13 protein-coding genes are annotated in these 19,827 nt (G+C 72.1%); 10 read left to right on the forward strand and 3 right to left on the reverse strand.

Features of this window, described 5'->3' with window-relative positions:
• Positions 1–11 precede the first annotated feature (11 nt).
• Positions 12–938: a glycosyltransferase family 2 protein gene (locus Dsi01nite_RS06845; RefSeq protein WP_203845178.1), complete on the reverse strand. Its 927-nt coding sequence runs from the start codon at positions 936–938 to the stop codon at positions 12–14.
• Entirely contained in the window at positions 935–1,858 is a 924-nt protein-coding gene (locus Dsi01nite_RS06850) for a sulfotransferase (RefSeq protein WP_203845179.1), read from the reverse strand. The genes Dsi01nite_RS06845 and Dsi01nite_RS06850 overlap by 4 nt, the downstream gene beginning before the upstream one ends.
• A gap of 79 nt (positions 1,859–1,937) precedes the next feature.
• Here Dsi01nite_RS06850 and Dsi01nite_RS06855 point away from each other — a divergent pair, with 79 nt between their 5' ends.
• Positions 1,938–2,780 (forward strand): WecB/TagA/CpsF family glycosyltransferase, encoded by an 843-nt coding sequence (locus tag Dsi01nite_RS06855; RefSeq protein ID WP_203845180.1) that lies wholly within the window; start codon positions 1,938–1,940, stop codon positions 2,778–2,780.
• A 21-nt stretch (positions 2,781–2,801) separates the two neighbouring features.
• Here the strand turns inward: Dsi01nite_RS06855 and mfd are convergent, their stop codons facing one another.
• On the reverse strand, positions 2,802–6,392 hold the full coding sequence (mfd, locus tag Dsi01nite_RS06860) for a transcription-repair coupling factor (RefSeq protein ID WP_203845181.1): 3,591 nt from the start codon (positions 6,390–6,392) through the stop codon (positions 2,802–2,804).
• Positions 6,393–6,660: 268 nt separating this feature from the next.
• Here mfd and ppc point away from each other — a divergent pair, with 268 nt between their 5' ends.
• The 9 genes from ppc to Dsi01nite_RS06905 all read left to right on the forward strand — a co-directional run bounded on the left by ppc (position 6,661) and on the right by Dsi01nite_RS06905 (position 19,825).
• Positions 6,661–9,486 carry a phosphoenolpyruvate carboxylase gene (ppc, locus tag Dsi01nite_RS06865; protein WP_203845182.1) on the forward strand — a complete coding sequence of 942 codons (2,826 nt, stop codon included), beginning with the start codon at positions 6,661–6,663 and terminating at the stop codon, positions 9,484–9,486.
• Between the two features lie 55 nt (positions 9,487–9,541).
• Positions 9,542–11,086, forward strand: coding sequence for an adenylyl-sulfate kinase (gene cysC / locus Dsi01nite_RS06870; RefSeq protein WP_203845215.1), 1,545 nt, complete (start codon positions 9,542–9,544; stop codon positions 11,084–11,086).
• Between the two features lie 83 nt (positions 11,087–11,169).
• Positions 11,170–12,987, forward strand: coding sequence for a GNVR domain-containing protein (locus Dsi01nite_RS06875; RefSeq protein WP_203845183.1), 1,818 nt, complete (start codon positions 11,170–11,172; stop codon positions 12,985–12,987).
• 64 nt (positions 12,988–13,051) lie between these two features.
• Positions 13,052–14,422, forward strand: a complete 1,371-nt coding sequence (locus tag Dsi01nite_RS06880; RefSeq protein WP_203845184.1) for an O-antigen ligase family protein — start codon at positions 13,052–13,054, stop codon at positions 14,420–14,422.
• Positions 14,419–15,627, forward strand: a complete 1,209-nt coding sequence (locus Dsi01nite_RS06885; RefSeq protein ID WP_203845185.1) for a hypothetical protein — start codon at positions 14,419–14,421, stop codon at positions 15,625–15,627. Before Dsi01nite_RS06880 ends, Dsi01nite_RS06885 begins: the two co-directional genes overlap by 4 nt.
• A gap of 2 nt (positions 15,628–15,629) precedes the next feature.
• A complete protein-coding gene (locus tag Dsi01nite_RS06890) occupies positions 15,630–16,517 on the forward strand; it encodes a sulfotransferase domain-containing protein (protein WP_203845186.1) in 888 nt (295 codons plus the stop codon).
• Positions 16,514–17,986 (forward strand): lipopolysaccharide biosynthesis protein, encoded by a 1,473-nt coding sequence (locus Dsi01nite_RS06895; protein WP_203845187.1) that lies wholly within the window; start codon positions 16,514–16,516, stop codon positions 17,984–17,986. Before Dsi01nite_RS06890 ends, Dsi01nite_RS06895 begins: the two co-directional genes overlap by 4 nt.
• Positions 17,983–18,729, forward strand: a complete 747-nt coding sequence (locus tag Dsi01nite_RS06900) for a methyltransferase domain-containing protein (protein WP_203845188.1) — start codon at positions 17,983–17,985, stop codon at positions 18,727–18,729. The genes Dsi01nite_RS06895 and Dsi01nite_RS06900 overlap by 4 nt, the downstream gene beginning before the upstream one ends.
• Before the next feature lie 22 nt (positions 18,730–18,751).
• Positions 18,752–19,825, forward strand: a complete 1,074-nt coding sequence (locus Dsi01nite_RS06905; protein ID WP_203845189.1) for a glycoside hydrolase family 26 protein — start codon at positions 18,752–18,754, stop codon at positions 19,823–19,825.
• Positions 19,826–19,827 lie beyond the last annotated feature (2 nt).

Below are 19,827 nucleotides of genomic sequence, written 5' to 3' on the forward strand. Positions count from 1 at the left end.
AGGGCCCCTTTTCAAATGCCGTGACCCCGGCGGTGCAGGGCGCCCAGGACGCTTTCGACCTTGACCACGCCCGTGACGGCGGCGAGGGCGATCGCGGCCCGGGGTTCGCGCCAGTTGGAGCGCATCGCGGCCTTGGTCCAGAGCCAGGCGTCGCGGCGGTTGCCCGAGGCGGCGGACCAGCACGCGAGCTGGCCGTAGACGCGGCCCGCACCGGTTCCGGAGCCGGCGATCTCCGGGTGGCGCGTCATCATCCACCGCAGTGAGGCCATTTTGGTGGCGTACTCGTAAGCGAACATCGATGTGCGCCCCCACAGGACGCGGACGAGCGGCTCGTCGACGTGGACGATCTCGCCGCGTTTGGCGGCCCGCAGCAGCAGGTCCCAGTCCTCGTTCTGGCTGCCCGGCGCGTCCTCGGCGACGAGGCCCATCTCATCGTCGGCGAACACGAAGCGGCGCACCAGAAACGTCGACGAGTGCAGCATCGACATCCGGGAGCGGACCAGGTCGTCGAGGCCCACCAGGGTCGCCCCGGCGAGGCGGGGGGTGAGCCGGTCGCCGAACTCGACCTCGATCGCCGCCGTGCAGAACTCCGCCTGAGGACGCTGCTGCAGTGCGAGGACCTGGCGGCGCAGCTTGGTGGGGGTCCACGCGTCGTCGTCGTCGCAGAAGGCGACCAGGTCGGTGTCCAGGGCCACGATGCCGGTATTGCGGGCCCCGGCAAGACCGGGCTTGCGCAGGTTGGGCAGGACGTCGAGGGGCCGGTCGCCGCCACGGCAGAGGGTCACGTCCGGGTCGTGCTGGTCGAACACGACGATCGTGCGGACCGGGCCCGGGTAGTCCTGGGCGATGATGCCCTCCACGGCGCGGGCGAGCAGCTCGGGCCGGTTGCGGGTCGGCACCACCACGCCCACGCTGGGCCAGTGTCCGGCGGTGTTCATCGGGCACCCCGGTAGCCGTACATGCCGAGCAGCGGTGCGGTGAGCGCGCTGACGACGCGCCGCTGCCGCCCCGGCAGGGCCGTGCGCCACGCGTCGTCGCGGCGCAACGGGACCGGGCCGACGGTGAAGCGCATCGGGTTGCCGGCCGCGCTGTGACAGGGGCCGAGCTCCGCGGTGCCGCCGCTGAGGAAGTCCATGCCGCCGCTGGCCAGTCCCGAGAATTCGGAAATTTCCGATAGGACGGTCTCCGGGGAGTCCAGCAGTGACTCGTAGCGAACCCGCATGACCGGCACGCCGCACCGGTCCAGCACCGACAGCGCCATGTTGTGCGCGTTCCACAGCAGCGCCGACCGGCCGGGCGAGTACCGGGTCATCTCCTCCAGGCCGTCGGTCTCCGGCCGCGTCACCTTCTTCGTCCAGGAGTATGCGACGCCCCGGCTGTCCCGGACCATGTGCACCACCCGCAGGTCGATGCTCGGCGCGAACCGCAGGCAGTACGCGAGCGCCGCGTGCTTCGACGAGTCGACCAGCACCGAGGCCCCGGACACGACCGCGGCGGCCTCGTAGAGCCGGGCGTACCAGTCGGCGTACTCCTCGACGAGCAGCCGGTGCGAGGGGCTCATCCGGACGCTGGCCAGCCGCGGAATGTGCCTGGTCCGCTCGACCGCGTGCCGCAGCGCGAGCACCCGCCACACGTCGACGTGCTGCCACCCGCCGAATGCCTTCTCCCCGACCGCCTGCCAGAAGTCGCAGGATGAGAAGTGTGCCCCGCAGGCGCAGCGCTCGTCACCGGCGACGTCGCGCTCCCACAGGTGGACGACCTCGCCGAGCGGGCACACGCCGGGCAGCTCGCCAAGCAGGCGCTCCAGCAGGGTGGTCCCGCTACGCCCGAGCCCGCCGAGGAACAGAACGCGTACCAACCGTCCTCCTTGGTCGTTTTGGTAGATATGCCAGCTGTGCTGGCATCTGTTACCTCTAACGACGAATTACGGATGAACGATGCTGCACACCAGAGCGCGCTGGCGGCGGGTCCCTCTCGGCGGCCTCTCCGTGGACCCATTGACCGAAGCGGAAGTCGTCTCCCACGTATGCTCGGCGCTGGCTCGCGGCGAGGGCGGCTGGATCGTCACGCCCAACGTCGACATCCTCCGCCAGGTGTCCCGCGACCCCCAGTTGCGCGCCCAGCTCCGCGAGGCCGACCTGGTCGTCGCCGACGGCACGCCCCTGGTCTGGGCGGCCCGCCTCGCCGGCTGGAACCTCCCCGCCCGCGTCGCCGGCTCAGACCTGATCTGGTCGCTCTCCCGGGCCCTCGCCGCCGACGGTGGCAGCGTCTTCGTCCTCGGTGGCACACCCGCCGCCGCTGACCCCGATGGTGCCCACCGCGCCGCGGCCAGTCCCGATGGTGCCTACCGCGCCGCCGCTGTCCTTGCCGACGACTGCCCCGGCCTGCGCGTCGCCGGCACGCTGTGCCCTCCGTTCGGCTTCGATGCCGACCCCGCGAGCCTCGAAGCCGTGTGCGCCGCCGTCATCGACGCCGAGCCGGAGATGGTCTACGTCGGCATCGGCTTCCCGCGCCAGGAGCACCTGATCCGCCGGCTGCGTGCGGCGCTGCCCGGCACCTGGTTCCTGGGCTGCGGTGCCGCCGTGAACTTCGTGGCCGGCGACATCCAGCGGGCGAACCCGGCCATGCAGAAGGCCGGCCTCGAGTGGCTCGACCGCCTCGCCCGCGAACCTCGCCGGCTGGCGCGCCGCTACCTGCGCGAGGACGCGCCGTTCGCCGCGGCGCTGCTGGCGCGGTCGTTGCATCACCGGCTCACCCACCGGCCCGCGCATCGCGCCTGAAGCGGTCGCGGACCGCACCGGTCAGGACACCGGCACCGGATCTCCGAGCACCGTCTTCAACAGCTCGGCACCCCACTCCAGCAGCTGCGTGTCACGCATCGGCTCGCCACCGACCCGGCGGGTCGACGGGCGGGGCAGGGAGACCGTGTCCGCCGCGGCCTTGTAGACCGACTCCGGGTAGAGGCGCTTGAGACGCATCTGCTTCGAGTCGGCGAGCTGCAGCGGGCCGAAGCGGACGTGCTTGCCCTGCAGTGAGACGTCGGTCAGGCCGTAGGCGCGGGCGAGGAACCGGAACCGGGCGACCGCGAGCAGGTTGGCGACGGGCAGCGGCGGCTCGCCGTAGCGGTCCTTCATCTCGGCCACGATCTCGTCGAGGGCCGGGTCGTCCTTGGCGCCGGCGATCTTGCGGTAGATCTCGAGGCGGAGGCGCTCGGCGGAGATGTACTCCAGGGGCAGGTGGGCGTCGACGGGCAGGTCGATCTTGACGTCGGGCTCCTCCTCCTCGGGGCGCTCGCCCTTGAACTGCGCGACGGCCTCGCCGACCATCCGCACGTAGAGGTCGAAGCCGACGCCCTCGATGTGGCCGGACTGCTCGCCGCCGAGGAGGTTGCCGGCGCCTCGGATCTCGAGGTCCTTCATCGCGACATACATGCCGGCACCGAGCTCCGTGTGCTGCGCGATGGTGGCGAGCCGCTCGTGGGCGTGCTCGGTCAGCGGCTTGTCCGGCGGGTAGAGGAAGTAGGAATACGCGCGCTCGCGGCCGCGGCCGACGCGGCCACGGATCTGGTGCAGCTGGGACAGCCCGAGCAGGTCGGCGCGCTCGACGATCAGGGTGTTGGCATTGGGGATGTCGATGCCGCTCTCCACGATCGTGGTGCAGACGAGGACGTCGTATTCCTTCTCCCAGAAGCCGACCATGATCTTCTCGAGGGCGTCCTCGGTCATCTGGCCGTGCGCGACCGCGATCCGGGCCTCGGGGACGAGATCGCGCAGCTTGCGGGCGGCGCGCTCGATCGACTCGACCCGGTTGTGCAGGTAGAAGACCTGGCCGTCGCGGAGCAGCTCGCGGTGGATGGCGGCGGAGATCTGCTTGTCGTCCTGCGCGCCGACGAAGGTGAGGACCGGGTGCCGCTCCTCCGGCGGGGTGGCGATCGTCGACATCTCGCGGATGCCGGTGATCGCCATCTCCAGGGTGCGGGGGATCGGGGTGGCGGACATGGTGAGCACGTCGACCGAGGCCCGCAGCTGCTTCAGGAACTCCTTGTGCTCGACGCCGAAGCGCTGCTCCTCGTCGACGATGACCAGGCCGAGCTGCTTGAACCGGGTCGCGGTCTGCAGCAGCCGGTGGGTGCCGATGACGATGTCGACGGTGCCGTCGGTGACCTTCTCCATGGTCAGCTTCGTCTCGGTCGGGGTCTGGAAGCGCGAGAGCTGCCGCACCTCGACCGGGAACTGCGAGACCCGCTCGGAGAACGTGTTGAAGTGCTGCTGCGCGAGCAGCGTCGTCGGCACGAGCACGGCGACCTGCTTGCCGTCCTGGACGGCCTTGAAGGCGGCGCGCACCGCGATCTCGGTCTTGCCGTAGCCGACGTCGCCACAGATGAGGCGGTCCATCGGGGTCGGCTTCTCCATGTCGCCCTTGACCTCTTCGATCGCGGCGAGCTGGTCGGGGGTCTCCTGATACGGGAACGCGTCCTCCAGCTCACGCTGCCACGGCGTGTCGGGGCCGAACGCGTGACCCTGCGAGTTCTGCCGGACCGCATAGAGCTGGATGAGCTGCGCGGCGATCTCCCGGACCGCCTTGCGGGCCCGCGACTTCGCCTTCTGCCACTCGGAGCCGCCCATCTTGTGCAGGGTGGGCGTCTCCCCGCCGACGTAGCGGGACAGCTGGTCGAGCTGGTCGGTGGGCACGAAGAGCCGGTCGCCGGGCTGGCCGCGCTTGGTCGCGGCGTATTCCAGGACCAGGTATTCCCGGTCGGCGCCGTTCACCGTGCGCTGGACCATTTCGATGTATCGCCCGATGCCGTGCTGCTCGTGCACCACGTAGTCGCCGGTGCGCAGCTCCAGGGGGTCGATCTGGTTGCGCCGCCGCGAAGGCATCTTGCGCATGTCCTTGGTGGACGCGCCGCGCCCGCCGGAGATGTCGGTGCCGGTGATGATCGCCAGGCGGGCGCCCTCGTCGAGATAGCCGTTGCCGAGCGAGCCGGTGGTGACGGTGACGATTCCGGGCGCGGGCACTTCCGAAATGCCGTCGGCCAGCACGACACCCAGACCGGCGTCGCGCAGCACCTCGACGGCGCGCTGGGCGGGACCACTGCCCTCGAACACGAGGGCGAGACGCCACCCGTCGCCAGCGAGCCGCTTCAGGTCGTCGACCACTCGGGCGGTCTCACCGTGATACAGCGGCGCGGGCTGCGCCGGCAGCGCGATGGTGATCGCATCGTCGGAGACGACCACCGGCAGATCCTCGCCGAGACGCCAGGGCTCGTCGGCAGCCACCGACGACGCGTCCAGAGAAAAAGCACTCAGCGACCACCACGGCAGCCCGAGCGACGCGGCGGCCGCGCGCACCTCGGACAGGCTCTTGAACGCGGCCGCGCCGAGGTCGATCGGCGCCTTCCCGCCGACCGCGGCGGCGGCCCAGCTCGCCTCCAGGAACTCCTCGCTGGTGCGGACCAGGTCGTGCGCCCGGGTGCGGATCCGCTCCGGGTCGCACAGCAGCACGTGCGTGCCGGCGGGCATGGTGTGCAGGACCAGCTCGAGGGAGTCGGTGTCGCCGAGCAGCGCCGGCGCCAGGGACTCCATGCCCTCCACGGGGATGCCGCCGGCCAGCTTGTCCAGCAGCTCCGCCAGCTGCGGGTGGTCGGTCGACAGTGCCGCGGCCCGGGCCCGGACCTCGTCGGTGAGCAGCAGCTCCCGGCACGGCGGCGCCCACAGCCGCTCGACCTTCTCGATGGTGCGCTGGTCGGCGACGGCGAAGGAGCGGATCTCCTCGACCTCGTCACCCCAGAACTCCACCCGCAGCGGGTGCTCCTCGGTCGGCGGGAACACGTCGAGGATCCCGCCGCGCACCGCGAACTCGCCGCGCTTGGTGACCAGGTCGACCCGCGCATAGGCGAGGTGCGCCAGCCGCGCCACGAGCTCGTCGAGGTCGGCCGCGTCGCCGCCGGACAGGGCCACCGGCGAAAGATCACCCAGGCCCTTGAGCTGCGGCTGCAGCACGGACCGGACGGGCGCCACGACCACCCGGGGCAGGCCCGCGTCGGGTGTGGGGTGCGCGAGACGGCGCAGCACGGCCAGGCGCCGCCCGACGGTGTCGGAGCGGGGGGAGAGGCGCTCGTGTGGCAGCGTCTCCCAGGCCGGGTAGACGACGACGTCAGCGGGGTCGAGGAGACAGCCCAGGGCCGCGGCGAGATCCTCGGCCTCCCGGCCGGTGGCGGTGACCGCCAGGACCGGCCGTTCGGCCGCCACGACCGCCGTCACGAAGGTGCGCAGCGACGGCGGCGCGGTCAGGTCGACCTGATCGCTGCGACCGCCCCGGGCCAGGTCACGGACACGGGCGAGCGCGGGGTCGGTGAGAGCGGCGGAGGTCAGACCGGCAAGCCTTGGCATTGGAGCAACCCATCTGCACGGCAAACAACCCCGGCACCCAGGATGGGCGGGGGGTGTATCGAGCAGTACCAGCCTATCCCCGAGGTCTGACAAAACCACCGAGGGTAAGGGACGAAGGGTTTGCGTGGGAGCGCAGCGAGCATGAGGGTAGGAGAGACAGAAACAGTGGCGTGACTCACCGGAACGGCACGGTGCGTCGCGGCAGCCGATACGATGCCGGTGAAAACGGACAGCGCCGTCCCAGCCGACTCGTCCGGAGGGATCCAGCATGTCTGCAGAGGCACCCGCGTCCAGCGACGCCGACGCCGCGCTGCGCGCCGATATCCGTCGCCTCGGCTCGCTGCTCGGGCAGAGTCTCGTGCGGCAGGACGGCCAGCAGCTGCTCGACCTCGTCGAAGAGGTCCGCGCGCTGGTCCGCACCGACCCTGAGGCCGCCGCCGAGCGCCTGACCGGCCTCGACGTGGTCGCCGGCACCCAGCTGGCCCGGGCGTTCTCCACCTACTTCCACCTGGCCAACATCACCGAGCAGGTGCACCGGGCGCGCGAGCTGCGCCGCATCCGCGTGCGTGAGGGCGGCTGGCTGGAGCGGGCCGCGAAGCTGATCGCCGACCGCGGGGTCGGGGTGAAGGAGATCAGCTCGATCGCCTCGAAGCTCGCGGTGCGGCCGGTGTTCACCGCCCACCCGACCGAGGCCGCCCGCCGGTCGATCCTGACGAAGCTGCGTGCCGTCGGCGACGAGCTCGACGCCGAGGCGGTCGCGACCGCGCTGGACGGCTCGCTCGAGCCGGACAAGACCCGCACGGCCCGCACCGACCGCCGGCTGGCGGAGCTGCTGGACCTGCTGTGGCAGACCGACGAGCTGCGGCTGGAGCGGCCCGAGCCGAGCGACGAGGCCCGCAACGCCGTCTACTACCTCGCCGACCTGGCCACGGGCGCGGCCCCGCAGGTGCTCGACGACCTGTATGACACGCTCAAGGACCTCGGGGTGCAGCTGCCCCCGACCGCCCGCCCGCTGAGCTTCGGCTCGTGGATCGGCGGCGACCGCGACGGCAACCCGTTCGTCACCCCGGCCGTCACCCGCGACGTCCTGCTGATCCAGCATGAGTACGGCATCCGCGCCGCCGAGAGCATCATCGACGGCCTGATCGACGAGATCTCCGTCTCCAAGCGCCTGCGCGGGGTGTCGCTGGACCTGTCCGCGAGCCTCGCCGCCGACCTGGACAACCTGCCGGAGCTGCCGGCCCGCTACCGGCGGGTCAACCTCGAGGAGTCCTACCGGCTGAAGCTGCGCTGCATCCGGCTCAAGCTCCAGCACACCCGCACGCGGCTGGCCACCGGCACCCCGCACAAGCAGGGCCGCGACTACCTCGGCACCGGCGAGCTCATCGCCGACCTGGAGCTGATGCGGGCGTCCCTGGCCCGCAACGGCGGCCAGCTCGCCGCGACCGGCAAGCTCGCCTCGGCGATCCGGACGCTGTCCGCGTTCGGCCTGCAGCTGGCCACGCTCGACGTGCGGGAGCACGCGGACGCGCACCACGAGGTGCTGTCGCAGCTGTACCGCCGGGTCGGCGAGGTCGAATACTCGCACCTGGACCGCGACGCGCGCCGCCAGCTGCTGATCGACGAGCTCAACGGCCGCCGTCCCCTGGCGACCCGCGACACCGGGCTGACCGACACCGCGCGCAAGACGTTCGACGTGTTCGCCGCGATCCGCGAGGTGCAGGACCGGTTCGGCCCGGAGGTCGTGGAGACCTACATCATCTCGATGACCCAGGGCATCGACGACGTGCTCGCCGCGGTCGTCCTGGCCCGCGAGTGGGGCCTGGTCGAGGTCAGCGCCGGCGCCGGGTTCGGCGGGGCGTCGATGGAGTCGGCCCGGGCCAGGGTCGGCTTCGCGCCGCTGCTGGAGCAGGCCCGCGAGCTGGAGATGGCCGGCGAGCTGCTGGACGATCTGCTGTCGATCCCGGTCTACCGGGCGATCGTGCGCGCCCGCAACGACGTGCAGGAGGTCATGCTCGGCTACTCCGACTCCAACAAGGACGCCGGCATCACCACCTCGCAGTGGATGATCCACAAGGCGCAGCGGCAGCTGCGGGACGTCGCCGCCCGGCACGGGGTGCGGCTGCGGCTCTTCCACGGCCGGGGCGGGACCGTCGGCCGCGGTGGCGGCCCGACCCACGAGGCCATCCTGGCGCAGCCGTGGGGCACGCTCGACGGCGCGATCAAGGTCACCGAGCAGGGCGAGGTCATCTCCGACAAGTACACGCTGCCGGCCCTGGCCCGGGAGAACCTCGAGCTGACCCTGGCCGCCGTGCTGCAGAGTGCGCTGTTGCACACCGAGCCCCGGCAGCCCGCCGACGCGCTCGCCCGCTGGGACTCGGCGATGGAGACGGTGTCGACGGCCGCGTTCGCCAACTACCGCGCCCTGGTGGAGAACCCGGACCTGCCGGCGTACTTCTGGGCGGCGACCCCGACCGAGCTGCTCGGCGCGCTCAACATCGGCTCCCGCCCGTCGAAGCGGCCGAACGCCGACGCCGGCCTCGGCGGGCTGCGGGCGATCCCGTGGGTGTTCGGCTGGACGCAGTCGCGGCAGATCGTGCCCGGCTGGTTCGGCGTGGGCAGCGGCCTGGAGGCGGCCCGGGTCGCCGGCCTCGGCGACGTGCTGCGGGAGATGCACGAGAAGTGGCACTTCTTCGGCACGTTCCTGTCCAACGTCGAGATGATGCTGGCCAAGACCGACCTGGAGATCGCGTCGCGGTATGTCGACACGCTGGTGCCCGAGGACCTGAAGCCGGTCTTCGAGGTGATCCGCGCGGAGTACGAGAAGACCGTCACCGAGGTCCTCGCGATCACGGGCGAGTCGACGCTGCTGGAGCGCCAGCCGGTGCTGGACCGCACGCTGGGCGTCCGCGACAGCTACCTGCAGCCGCTGCACCACCTGCAGGTGTCGCTGCTCGCCCAGTACCGGGCCAGCAAGATCGCCGACAGCGGCGTCTGGGGCGGCGGGCGGAAGTCCTCGCCGGATCCGGCGCTGGAGCGGGCGCTGCTGACCACGGTCAACGGCATCGCGGCCGGCATGCGCAACACCGGATGACCGGACCCCAACGGGGTGAAAACAAACCAAGACTGACAGACTGTCGAGCGTGTCTGTGAACGGTTGGGCTGTCGATGGATGGGCGTTGCCGGACGAGGTGCTCCGGGACGCCCCGACCTACACGCCCAGGCCATCGGAGCTCGCCGACCTGGAGCTGCTGCTGTCGGAGGCGTACCGTCCGCTGACCGGCTTCCTCGGGCTGGCCGACCTGACGTCGCTGCGGCGCAACGGCCGCCTCGCCGACGGGACGGCCTGGCCGGTGCCGGTGTCCCTGGAGGTGCCGCTGGCCGTGCTCGGCCATCTCGACGTCGCCGACCCCGGCAAACGGGTGCTGATCCTCGCGGATCTGGAAGGCGCGCCGATCGCCGCGCTCGACACCGTCGAGGTGTATCCGACCCGGGAGGGCTTCGGTGGAGCCGCCGGCCGGGTCAAGCGCCTCGGCGACGGCAGCCACGGGGCGTTCCGCCGCATGCGCAGGACCCCGGCCGAGGTGCGCGGCACCCTGCCGCAGGGCCGGATCCTCGGGGTCATCGCGGACCGCCCGCTGCACCGCCCGCAGCTGGCACAGATCGCGCGTGCCGCTCGGACCCTCGCGGCCCACCTGCTCGTGCTGGTGCCGGTCGGCAGCCCCGGCCCCGACGGGCTGGCCCCGGAGGCGCTGGTCCGCTGCGTGCTCGCGGCGCGGGACCGGATGCCGGACTGCACGATCGTGGCGCTGCCACTGCCGCACCGCGGCGGCGACGACATCCGCGCCGCGATGCTGCGCACCCGGGTCGCCGCCGCCTACGGCGTCACCCACCTGCTCGCGTCCAGCGACTCGATGCTGTCCGGCGGCGGGCTGCGGGTCCTGGTGCCCCGGGAGCTCGCCTACGACGGCCGTGACGGGCAGTGGCGCTCGCTGGACGACATCCCGCCGAAGCACCGCCGCCTGCCGCTGACCTTCGGCGAGATCGAGGACCACCTCGACCGGGGCACGATCCTGCCGGAGTGGCACACGCCGCCGGCGGTCGCCCGCGAGCTGACCCGGGCCCGGCCGCCGCGCCGGCAGCGGGGCCTGGTCGTCTTCTTCACCGGCCTGTCCGGCTCCGGCAAGTCGACGATGGCGACCGGGGTCGCGGACGCGTTGCAGGAGTCGGGGGAGCGCACCGTCACCCTCCTCGACGGCGACATCGTGCGCCGGCACCTCTCGGCGGGCCTGACGTTCTCCGCCGCGGACCGCGACACCAACATCAAGCGGATCGGCTGGGTCGCCGCCGAGGTGGGCCGCCACGGCGGGGTGGCGATCTGCTGCCCGATCGCGCCGTATCACGAGGCCCGGGCCGCGGCGCGGGAGTTCGCCCGTAACGCCGGGGCCGGTTTCGTGTTGGTCCATGTGTCGACCCCGCTCGAAGAATGCGAGCGGCGCGACCGCAAGGGGCTCTACGCGAAGGCGCGAGCGGGACTGATCAAGGGCATGACCGGCATCGACGACCCGTACGAGGCACCGACCGACGCCGAGCTGGCGATCGACACGACGGACCTGACGTATGGCGAGGCGGTCACCACCGTCCTGCGGTACCTCGGCAACAACGGCTGGCTGGATCTCCGGCCAATTCCGTAAAAGCGGGCACATCAGCCCATTACGCCGGACGTCTCGGAAGCGTTAGCCCCTGGAGAACCTGACGCCGAAGGGGCCGCCGCTTCATGGACGCCAACCGCCAGCTTTCCGCCGATACCGACTCACCGGGCGTCGACCTGCTCGGCATGGCCCGGCGCCATTGGTGGCTGGTGCTCCTGATGGTCGGTGCCGGTCTCCTCGGTGCCGGGCAGTTCACCGGGATGCAGAAGAAGGTGTACGAGTCCGCGACCTCCGTCCTCGTCTCGCCGCTCGGCAACGGGCAGGACGCGAACTCCACCAGCGGCCGCACCAAGGGCGACATCAACCTCGACAACGAGGCGCAGCTCGTCACCTCCACGACGGTCGCCACCGACGCCCGCGAGCTGATGCGCGCCACGGAGACGCCGGACGAGCTGGCCCGCCAGGTGCGCGTCGAGGTGCCGCCGAACACCACGTTCCTGGTCATCACGTATTCCTCCAGCAACGCCCGGACCGCCCAGGCGGGGTCGCACGCGTTCGCCGAGGCGTACCTGCGTAACCGCGAGGAGAGCGCGAAGACGGAGGTCGCCGGCCGGATCGCGATCCTGCAGGACAAGCTCAACCAGCTCAACGCGAGCCTGCTGCAGATCAACACCAGGCTCGCCAACCTCCGCCCGACCGACCCGAACCGGCCGAACCTGGAGAGCCAGCGCACCACCGCGACCTCGCAGATCAACACCCTCGCGGGTCAGCTCAACCAGCTGCTCACCACGACCGTCAACGCCGGGAAGATCATCCGGGACGCGGACCTGCCGTCCCGCCCGGTGAAGCCCAACCGGCTGCTCAACCTCGCCAGCGGCGCCATGGTCGGCCTGCTGCTCGGCGTCGGCGCGGCGCTGCTCCGCGAGCGGCTCGACCAGCGCGTCCGCCGCCCCTCCGACCTGCCCCGCCGGGTCGACGTCACGGTCCTCGCCGCCGTCCCCGGCCGGGTCAAGCCCCGCCTCGACGACGTGTTCGCGCCGTTCGGCGCCGGCGGCCGCATCTTCAACCGGCTCCGCAACGAGGTCCTCGCCAGCATCCCTGCGCCGAACGGCGCCGACGCCCGGGTCGCGCTCGCCGGGCAGGTGGTCGTGGTGGCCGGCGCGAGCCGTGGTGCCGCCTCGACCGTCGTGGCGGCCAACCTCGCGGCGGCGTTCGCCCGCACCGGCGCCGAAACGGTCCTCGTCTGCGCGCACCTTCCCGACAGCCTCGTCGACACCGCCAGCGTCAACCGGATGCTCGGCGTGCGGTCCGTGCCCGGCCTGTCCGACGTGCTCGCCGGCCGGTTCTCCCTCAGCAGCGCCACCCAGCGCGCGCCGCGGCACCCCAACCTCAGCGTCGTCACCACCGGCGGCACCGCCAGCGCCGGCGGGCTGCTGCAGTCGCAGGCGCTGCGGGACACCCTCGCGACCCTGCGGGAACGCGCCGCGTACGTCGTCGTCGAGGCGCCGTCGACGGCGACCAGCGCCGATGCGCAGAGCCTGGCCAGCCTCGCCGACGCCGCGATCGTCGCGGTCGAGCTGCGGCGCACCCGCAACACCGAGGTCGCCGACGCCGCCGACCAGCTGCGCCGGGTCGGCACGCCACTGCTCGGCGCGGTGGTCCTGCCCCGCCTGGCCGGCGCCCGCGGCACCGAGGAGCGCGACGACCAGCCGATCTCCGTCGCCGACGACATGACCACGATCCTGGACAAGCTGCCGCCGAAGGAGACCGAGGAGCCGGTGGTGCCGCCGCGGGTCCGCACCGCTGCCGCCGCCGCGACCGTCACGGCGCCGAAGGTCGTGCCGGCGTCCCCGTCGGTGCCGAAGCGGCAGACCCGCACCATCTCCGTGACCCGGGTCAACGCCGACACCGCGGGCGAGAACGGCGCCGACAAGCGCCGATGAGTGAGCTTGCGAGCGAGTCATGTGGCAGGTGTTGGGTCAGGCGCCCGGAGCGAAGTGAGGACGCATGACCGCTGTTGCGAACCATCCCTCACTGCAGGCGGCACCGCGACCAGGTCTGACGCAGCGGCCGCACCGGCTGCCCGCCTGGCCCGTCACCGGCCTGCTCATGCTCTACCCGCTGTGGTGGGCGCTCGGTCTCGGCACCCTGATCTTCTTCCTGGTCGCCGTGCCGATGGCGGTGTCGCTGATCCGGCACCGCGCGTCGGGCCAGTTCGTCAAGCTGCCGCCGGGGTTCCTGCTGTGGCTGCTCTTCCTGGCCGTGGTCGGCCTCGGGCTGTTCAGCCTCGGCGCCGACCCGACCGGCACCGTGCCGGGCACCGCGGCCAGCCGCCTGGTGTCCTTCGCGTTCCGGCTCGGCGGCTACCTGGCGCTGACCGTCATCCTGGTCTACGCCGGCAACGTCGACCGCCGCGAACTGCCGCAGCGGCGCTTCATCCGGCTGCTCGCCTGGCTGTTCGTCGTCACCGTCGCCGGCGGGCTGCTCGGCATGGCCGCGCCGACGTTCGAGTTCACCGCGCCGCTGGAGCTGCTGCTGCCGCACCACCTGCGCGAGAACGGCTTCATCCAGTCGCTGGTGCACCCGACCGCCGCACAGATCATGAACCTGCTCGGCGGCGAGACCCCGCGACCGGGCGCGCCCTGGGGGTACACCAACACCTGGGGAAACAACGTCTGCCTCCTGGTGGGCTGGCTGCTCGTCGCGGGCTGGTCGCTCACGAAGAGCCGCCGCACCAAGGCGTTCACGATCGCGACGCTGCTCATCGCGATGGCGCCGATCGTCTACTCGCTCAACCGGGGCCTGTGGATCGGGCTCGGGGTCATGGTGCTGTACGTGGCGGTGCGGCTGGCGCTGCGCGGGCGGTTCGCCGCGCTGGGCCTCGTCGGGGTCGCCGGCGTGGTGGTCGCCGTCGCCGTCGCCACGACCCCGCTCGGCGACGTGGTCACCGCCCGCCTGGAGGACGGCAAGTCCAACGGGGTCCGCATGTACACCACGGAGAAGGCCATCGGCGGGGTGGTCGAGTCGCCCCTGATCGGCTTCGGCTCGACCCGCAACACCATCGGCGGGCGTAACTCGATCGCGGTCGGCGAGAGCGAGGACTGCGAGCGCTGCGGCAACTTCACCATCGGCGGCAACGGCCAGCTGTGGCAGCTCCTCTTCGCGCACGGGCTGCTCGGCACCGTCACCTACCTGGGGTTCTTCGTCGTCGGGCTGTGGCGCTTCCGGCGCGACGCGACCCCGGCCGGGCTCGCCGCCACCGCCGCGATCGTGTCCAGCTTCGCCGCGATGTTCTGGTACAACGCGCTCGTCTCCCCGCTGGCGCTGACCTTCCTCGCGTACGCCGTCCTGTGGCGCAACCGTTTGGAGAGCCGATGAGTCCCGTGAAGACCGCCCCGGCCGCACTGCGGGTCGACGACGAGCAGCTGCGCGCGCAGTACATCGAGGAGGTCCTCGCCCTGCTGTACCCGGGACAGGGGACCGCGACGGTGGAGTTCCTGGTCGTGCCGAACGCCCGCAAGCCGCGGCTGCTGGTGCCCGCCGACGACCGCCGCCTCGCCGCCGCCGCCGTGCGCCGTTACGCCGAGCCGCAGTCCCGGGTGGCGAAGCTCAAGCGCGACGCGGTCGTCGCCGCCCTGCGCACCGGCGCGTCGTCGGTGCTGCTGCGGGACCGGCTGCGGGTGACGCCGGGCGCGGACACCATCGACACCTACCTGCGCCGCGTGCTGGAGGCCGACGTGCGGCTCAGCGTCCACATCGGACCCGCGCGGGCCAACCGCAAGCCGGTGCTGCAGCTGCTCACCGCCGACGGCACCACCACGGCGTTCGCCAAGCTCGGCACGTCGTCGCTGACCCGGGCCCTGGTGAAGGCCGAGGGCAACGCCCTCGCGGCCGTGTCGACCGCAGGGCTCAAGGCGCTGCGGGTGCCCGGCGCGCTCCACATCGGACAGTGGGGCGAGCACGAGGTGCTGGTCCAGTCGGCGCTGCCAGTGTGGCGGCCCAGGGCCCCGCTGACCGCGCCCCGGCTGGCCAACGCGATGCGCGAGGTCGCCGCCTGCTGCGGCACCCGGCGCGGCCGCCTCGACGACAGCGGTTACTGGACCCGCCTGCGCGCCCGGCTCGACGCCGTCGCCGAGCACCCCGAGGGTGGCGCGCTGCGGGCCGCGGCCGAGCGGATCGCCCGCTCCGCCGGCGGCGTCCAGCTCACGTACGGCTCCTGGCACGGCGACTGGTCACCGTGGAACATGGCCTCCCTCACCGACACGATCCTGGTCTGGGACTGGGAACGCTTCACCCCCGGCGTCCCGATCGGCTACGACGCGCTGCACCACGCGCTGCAGGTCGGCATCGGCCGGTCCCCGTCGGCGGGGCAGGCCGTCAACGACCTCATCGACGCCGCGCCCGAGCTCCTGCTGCCGTTCGGCGTGGTGCACCGCCAGGCGGTCGAGGTGACCACCCTGCTGTACCTCATCGACCTGGCCACCCGGTACGTCACCGACCGGCAGGCGGAGGCCGGCGCCCGGCTGGGCGTGCTCGGCAGCTGGCTGCTGCCCGTTCTCGTCGCGCGAGTGGAGGCACTGTAACCATGCCCGTGCAGATTCCCGACACGATGAAGCGGATCGTCCACTTCGGATCCCGCAACTACGGGCAGCTGACCGCCGGCCGGCGGATGCTGCCGCAGTTCCTGATCTGCGGCGGTCAGCGCTGCGGCACCACGTCGCTCTACCGGGCCCTCGCCGCGCACCCCGCCGTCATCAAGGCCGTGTTGCACAAGGGCGTGCACTACTTCGACATCGGCTACCACCACGGGCTGCGCTGGTATCGCGGACACTTCCCGCTGCAGCGGCGGGCGCTGCGGATCCAGGACGAGCTCGGCGTCCCCGCGCAGACGTTCGAGTCCAGCCCGTACTACATGTACCACCCGCACGCCCTCGCCAGGATCGCCGCGGACCTGCCCGACGTGAAGCTCGTCGTGCTCGTCCGTGACCCGGTGGAGCGCGCCTACTCGCAGCACGCGCACGAGGTCGCCCGGGGCTTCGAGCCGGAGGTCGACTTCGGCCGCGCCCTCGCCCTGGAGCCCTCCCGGCTCGCCGGGCAGCGCGAACTGCTGCTCAACGACCCCGGCGCGTACAGCTTCGCCCACCAGCACCACGCCTACCGGGCCCGCGGCGAGTACATCGAGTACATCGAGCCGATGGCGGCACTGCTCGGCCGCGACCGGATCCACGTCGTGGACAGCACCGAGTTCTTCCTGCGCCCCGAGCCGGTGTACGACGCCGTCCTGGACTTCCTCGGCCTGCCGCGGGTCGGGCAGTACCCGGCGTTCGAACGGCACAACGCCCGCCCCCGCAACCGCCTCGACGACTCGATCGCCTCACAGCTCGCGGCGCACTACGCACCCTTCGACGAGCGCCTGGCCACCTGGCTCGGCCGCCGCCCCTCCTGGCTGTCCACAGCGGACAGTCCGGCGTGACGGCGACGCTCTCCAAACCCACCCTGGAGACGCCCAGCGGCATGCTGCGCGGCGCCGCCCGGGGTGGGCTGGCGAACCTCGCCGGCACCGTCTGCACCGGCGTCGCCGGGCTCGGCGTCACCTGGCTCGCCGCCCGCGCCCTCGATCCGCACGGCGCGGGCGCGTTCTTCGCCGCCACGGCCGTGTTCGGCCTCGGTGTCACCGTCGCCAAACTGGGTGTGCAGACGTCGCTGGTGTACTGGCCGGCCCGGATGCGCGCCGTCGGCGACCTGTCCCGCCTCGGCCAGTGCCTGCGCACCGCGCTGGTCCCGCTGGCCGTCGCCGCGCTGGTCATCGGCGGTGGGCTGTGGTTCACCGCGGACCTGCTGCCCGGCCGCGCCGACCTGGTGCGGACCCTCGCGGTGTTCCTGCCCTTCGCCGCGCTCAGCGACGCGCTGCTCGCCGCCACGCGCGGTCTTCGCGCGATGCGGCCCACCGTGCTGCTGGACCGGGTCATGCGCCCCGGTCTTCAGCTGGTGTTGCTGGCGCTCGTCTGGGCGCTCGGCTGGGGCCCGGACGTGTTCGCCGCCCTGTGGGCGCTGCCCTACCTGCCCGCCGCGCTGCTGGCCGGGGTCGCGCTGACGCGGCTGCGCGCGGCGGTGTCTCCCGCCAAAGTCGATATCTCGGATTTCACCCCTCGGCGGTTCTGGGCGTTCACCGCGCCCCGCGCCGTCGCCAGCCTCGCCCAGATGGCGCTGCAGCGGGTCGATGTGCTGCTCGTCGCCGCCCTCGCCGGCCTCGCTCCCGCCGCGATGTACGCCGTTGCCGGCCGCTTCGTGATTCTCGGCCAGTTCGTCAACCAGGGCGTCACCCAGTCCGTCCAGCCCCGCCTCGCCGAACGCCTCGCGGTGCAGGACCAGGCCGGCGCGAACCTGCTCTACCGCCAGGCCACCGCGTGGGTCGTCCTCGCCTGCTGGCCGTTGTACCTGCTGATGTTCACCTACGCGCACCAGTACCTGGACCTCTTCGGCGAGCACTACGAGGGCGGCGTGCACATCGTGCGGCTGCTCGCCGTGACGATGATGGTCGCGACCGCGTGCGGGATGGTCGACGTGGTGCTCGCCATGGCCGGCCGCACCTGGTGGAACCTCCTGAACGTGGGCCTCGCCCTGATCACCATGCTCGGCGTCGACGCGCTGCTGATCCCCCGGCACGGCGCGTTCGGTGCCGCCGTCGGCCTGTGCGCGGCGGTGCTCGTCAACAACCTGGTCCCCCTCGTCCAGGTGGTGCGTGGCCTCGGCCTGCACCCGTTCGGCCGGGCCACGCTGCTCGCCTGCGGGCTGGCCACATCGTGTTTCGCCGTGCCGCAGCTGGCCGTGCTGCCGGTCCACGGACTGCTCGTGAAATTCGCCGCCACGGGGGCGGGTGCGGCCGCGTACTGCTACGCGGCCGTGCGTTTGAGGCACGTTCTGATGCAGGGGGAACGATGAGAACTGACTACGCGGAGGTCTTCCAGTCCGATGAGGCGGTCGACAAGTACGAACGGGTGGTCTACGCGCCGGAGACCTACTCGACGGCGGTGAGCGGCCGGCAACGCGCGTTCCTGCGCCGCCTGGTCCGCCGCGAGTTCACCGCCCGCCGGCCGGTCCAGCACGACTTCGCGTGCGGCACCGGCCGGGCGATCAAGCTGCTGCACGGTGTCGTACGGGCGGCGCACGGCTACGACGTCTCCGCCCAGATGCTCGCGAAGGCCCAGGAGGCGGGCGTCTACGCGAAACTGCACCAGGTCGACGGGGAAGGGCCGGTCCCGGAGCCGGCCACAGTGGACGGACCGGCCCTCGTCACCGTGTTCCGGCTGCTGCTCAACGCGCCGAAGGACGTCCGGGACCGGGCGATCGCGTTCGCCGCGAAGATCCTGCCGGAGGCCGACTCGGGCCTGCTGGTCGTGGAGAACCACGGCAACCGCTCGTCGCTGCGGCACCTGCGGCACCGCTCCAACCGCGCCAACCAGTGGTTCGCCGAGCTGCACCACGCCGAGGTCGAGCAGCTCCTCGCCCGGCACGGCTTCGAGGTCGTCGAGCGGCGTGGCTTCGCACTGTGCCCGGCCGGCGCGTACCGCCGCGAATGGCTGCGACCGGTCGCCCGGCGCGCCGACGACCTCGCCGCCCGCAGCGGCCGCCTGTCCGGCGTGGCCACCGACGTGCTGTACGTGGCCCGCCGGATACCCAAGTAGCTCTCGGAGGGAAGTGCTCGTAGTGAAGCGGATCGGGCTGATCGCCGCCGTCGTGGTCGCCGTCGTGGCCGGGGCGACGGCGGTGACCCTCACCGTCATGCCCACGAAGGACGCGCCGGCACCCAGGCAGCCGACGCCTTCGGCCGGACCGGCGTCGCCAGGCGCTCCTCCGGCGATCGCCACCTCCACCGGTCCGTTCGCGGCCGGCCCCATCGCGCCCCCGAAGCGCGGCTCCTACCTGGGCGCGTGGGTCCGGCCGGAACACCTCACCGAGTCCGGCCGGCTCACCGCGATGACCGCCTGGGAGAAGTCGGTCGGCCGGAAGATGGCGATCGTCAACACGTACCGCCGCTTCGACGAGAACTTCTTCAACGCCTCCGACGAGCAGTTCGCCGCTCGCGGCACGACGCTGATGCTGTCGTGGGCGGGCGGCGACACCCGCCTCATCACCATGGGCCGCTACGACGACCTCATCCGCGAGCGGGCCCGCGAGCTCAAGGCGTTCGGCCGTCCGGTGCTGCTGCGGTACCGGTGGGAGATGGACCGCCCGAACCTGCGCGCCCAGATGTGGTCCGGCGCGGACTACGCCGCGGCGTGGAAACATGTGCGGGCCATCTTCACCGCCGAGGGCGCCACCAACGCCTCCTGGGTATGGTGCCCGACCGTGGAGGGTTTCCAGGGCGGCTACGCGGACGAGTTCTACCCCGGCGACGACCAGGTCGACTGGAACTGCGTCGACGTCTATGCCGGCAGCCGGTATGACACGATCGGCACGCTGATGCGGGAGTTCCTGCAGTTCTGCGCGCAGCACCCGACGAAACCCGTGATGATCGGCGAGTTCGGGGTGGCCCGCGCCTGGGGCACCGAGCAGCGCGCCACCTGGCTCGCGGACGCGTCCGCGACCTTCAAGGCCAACCCGCAGATCCGGGCCGTCATGTACTTCGAGTCCGACCCGACCGACAACAAGGGCCCCACGCAACAGTTCCAGGTCTCCGACGACCCTACGGTCCTCGGCGCCTTCCGCACGTCGCTCGCCCAGGACCCGCACTACACGCCGATGACCGCCGCCGCGGCCGGCAAGGCCAGGAAGAAGTGATC

Origin of the sequence: Dactylosporangium siamense, assembly GCF_016862795.1 — a bacterium.
In the GTDB taxonomy this organism is placed as follows: Bacteria; Actinomycetota; Actinomycetes; order Mycobacteriales; family Micromonosporaceae; genus Dactylosporangium; species Dactylosporangium siamense.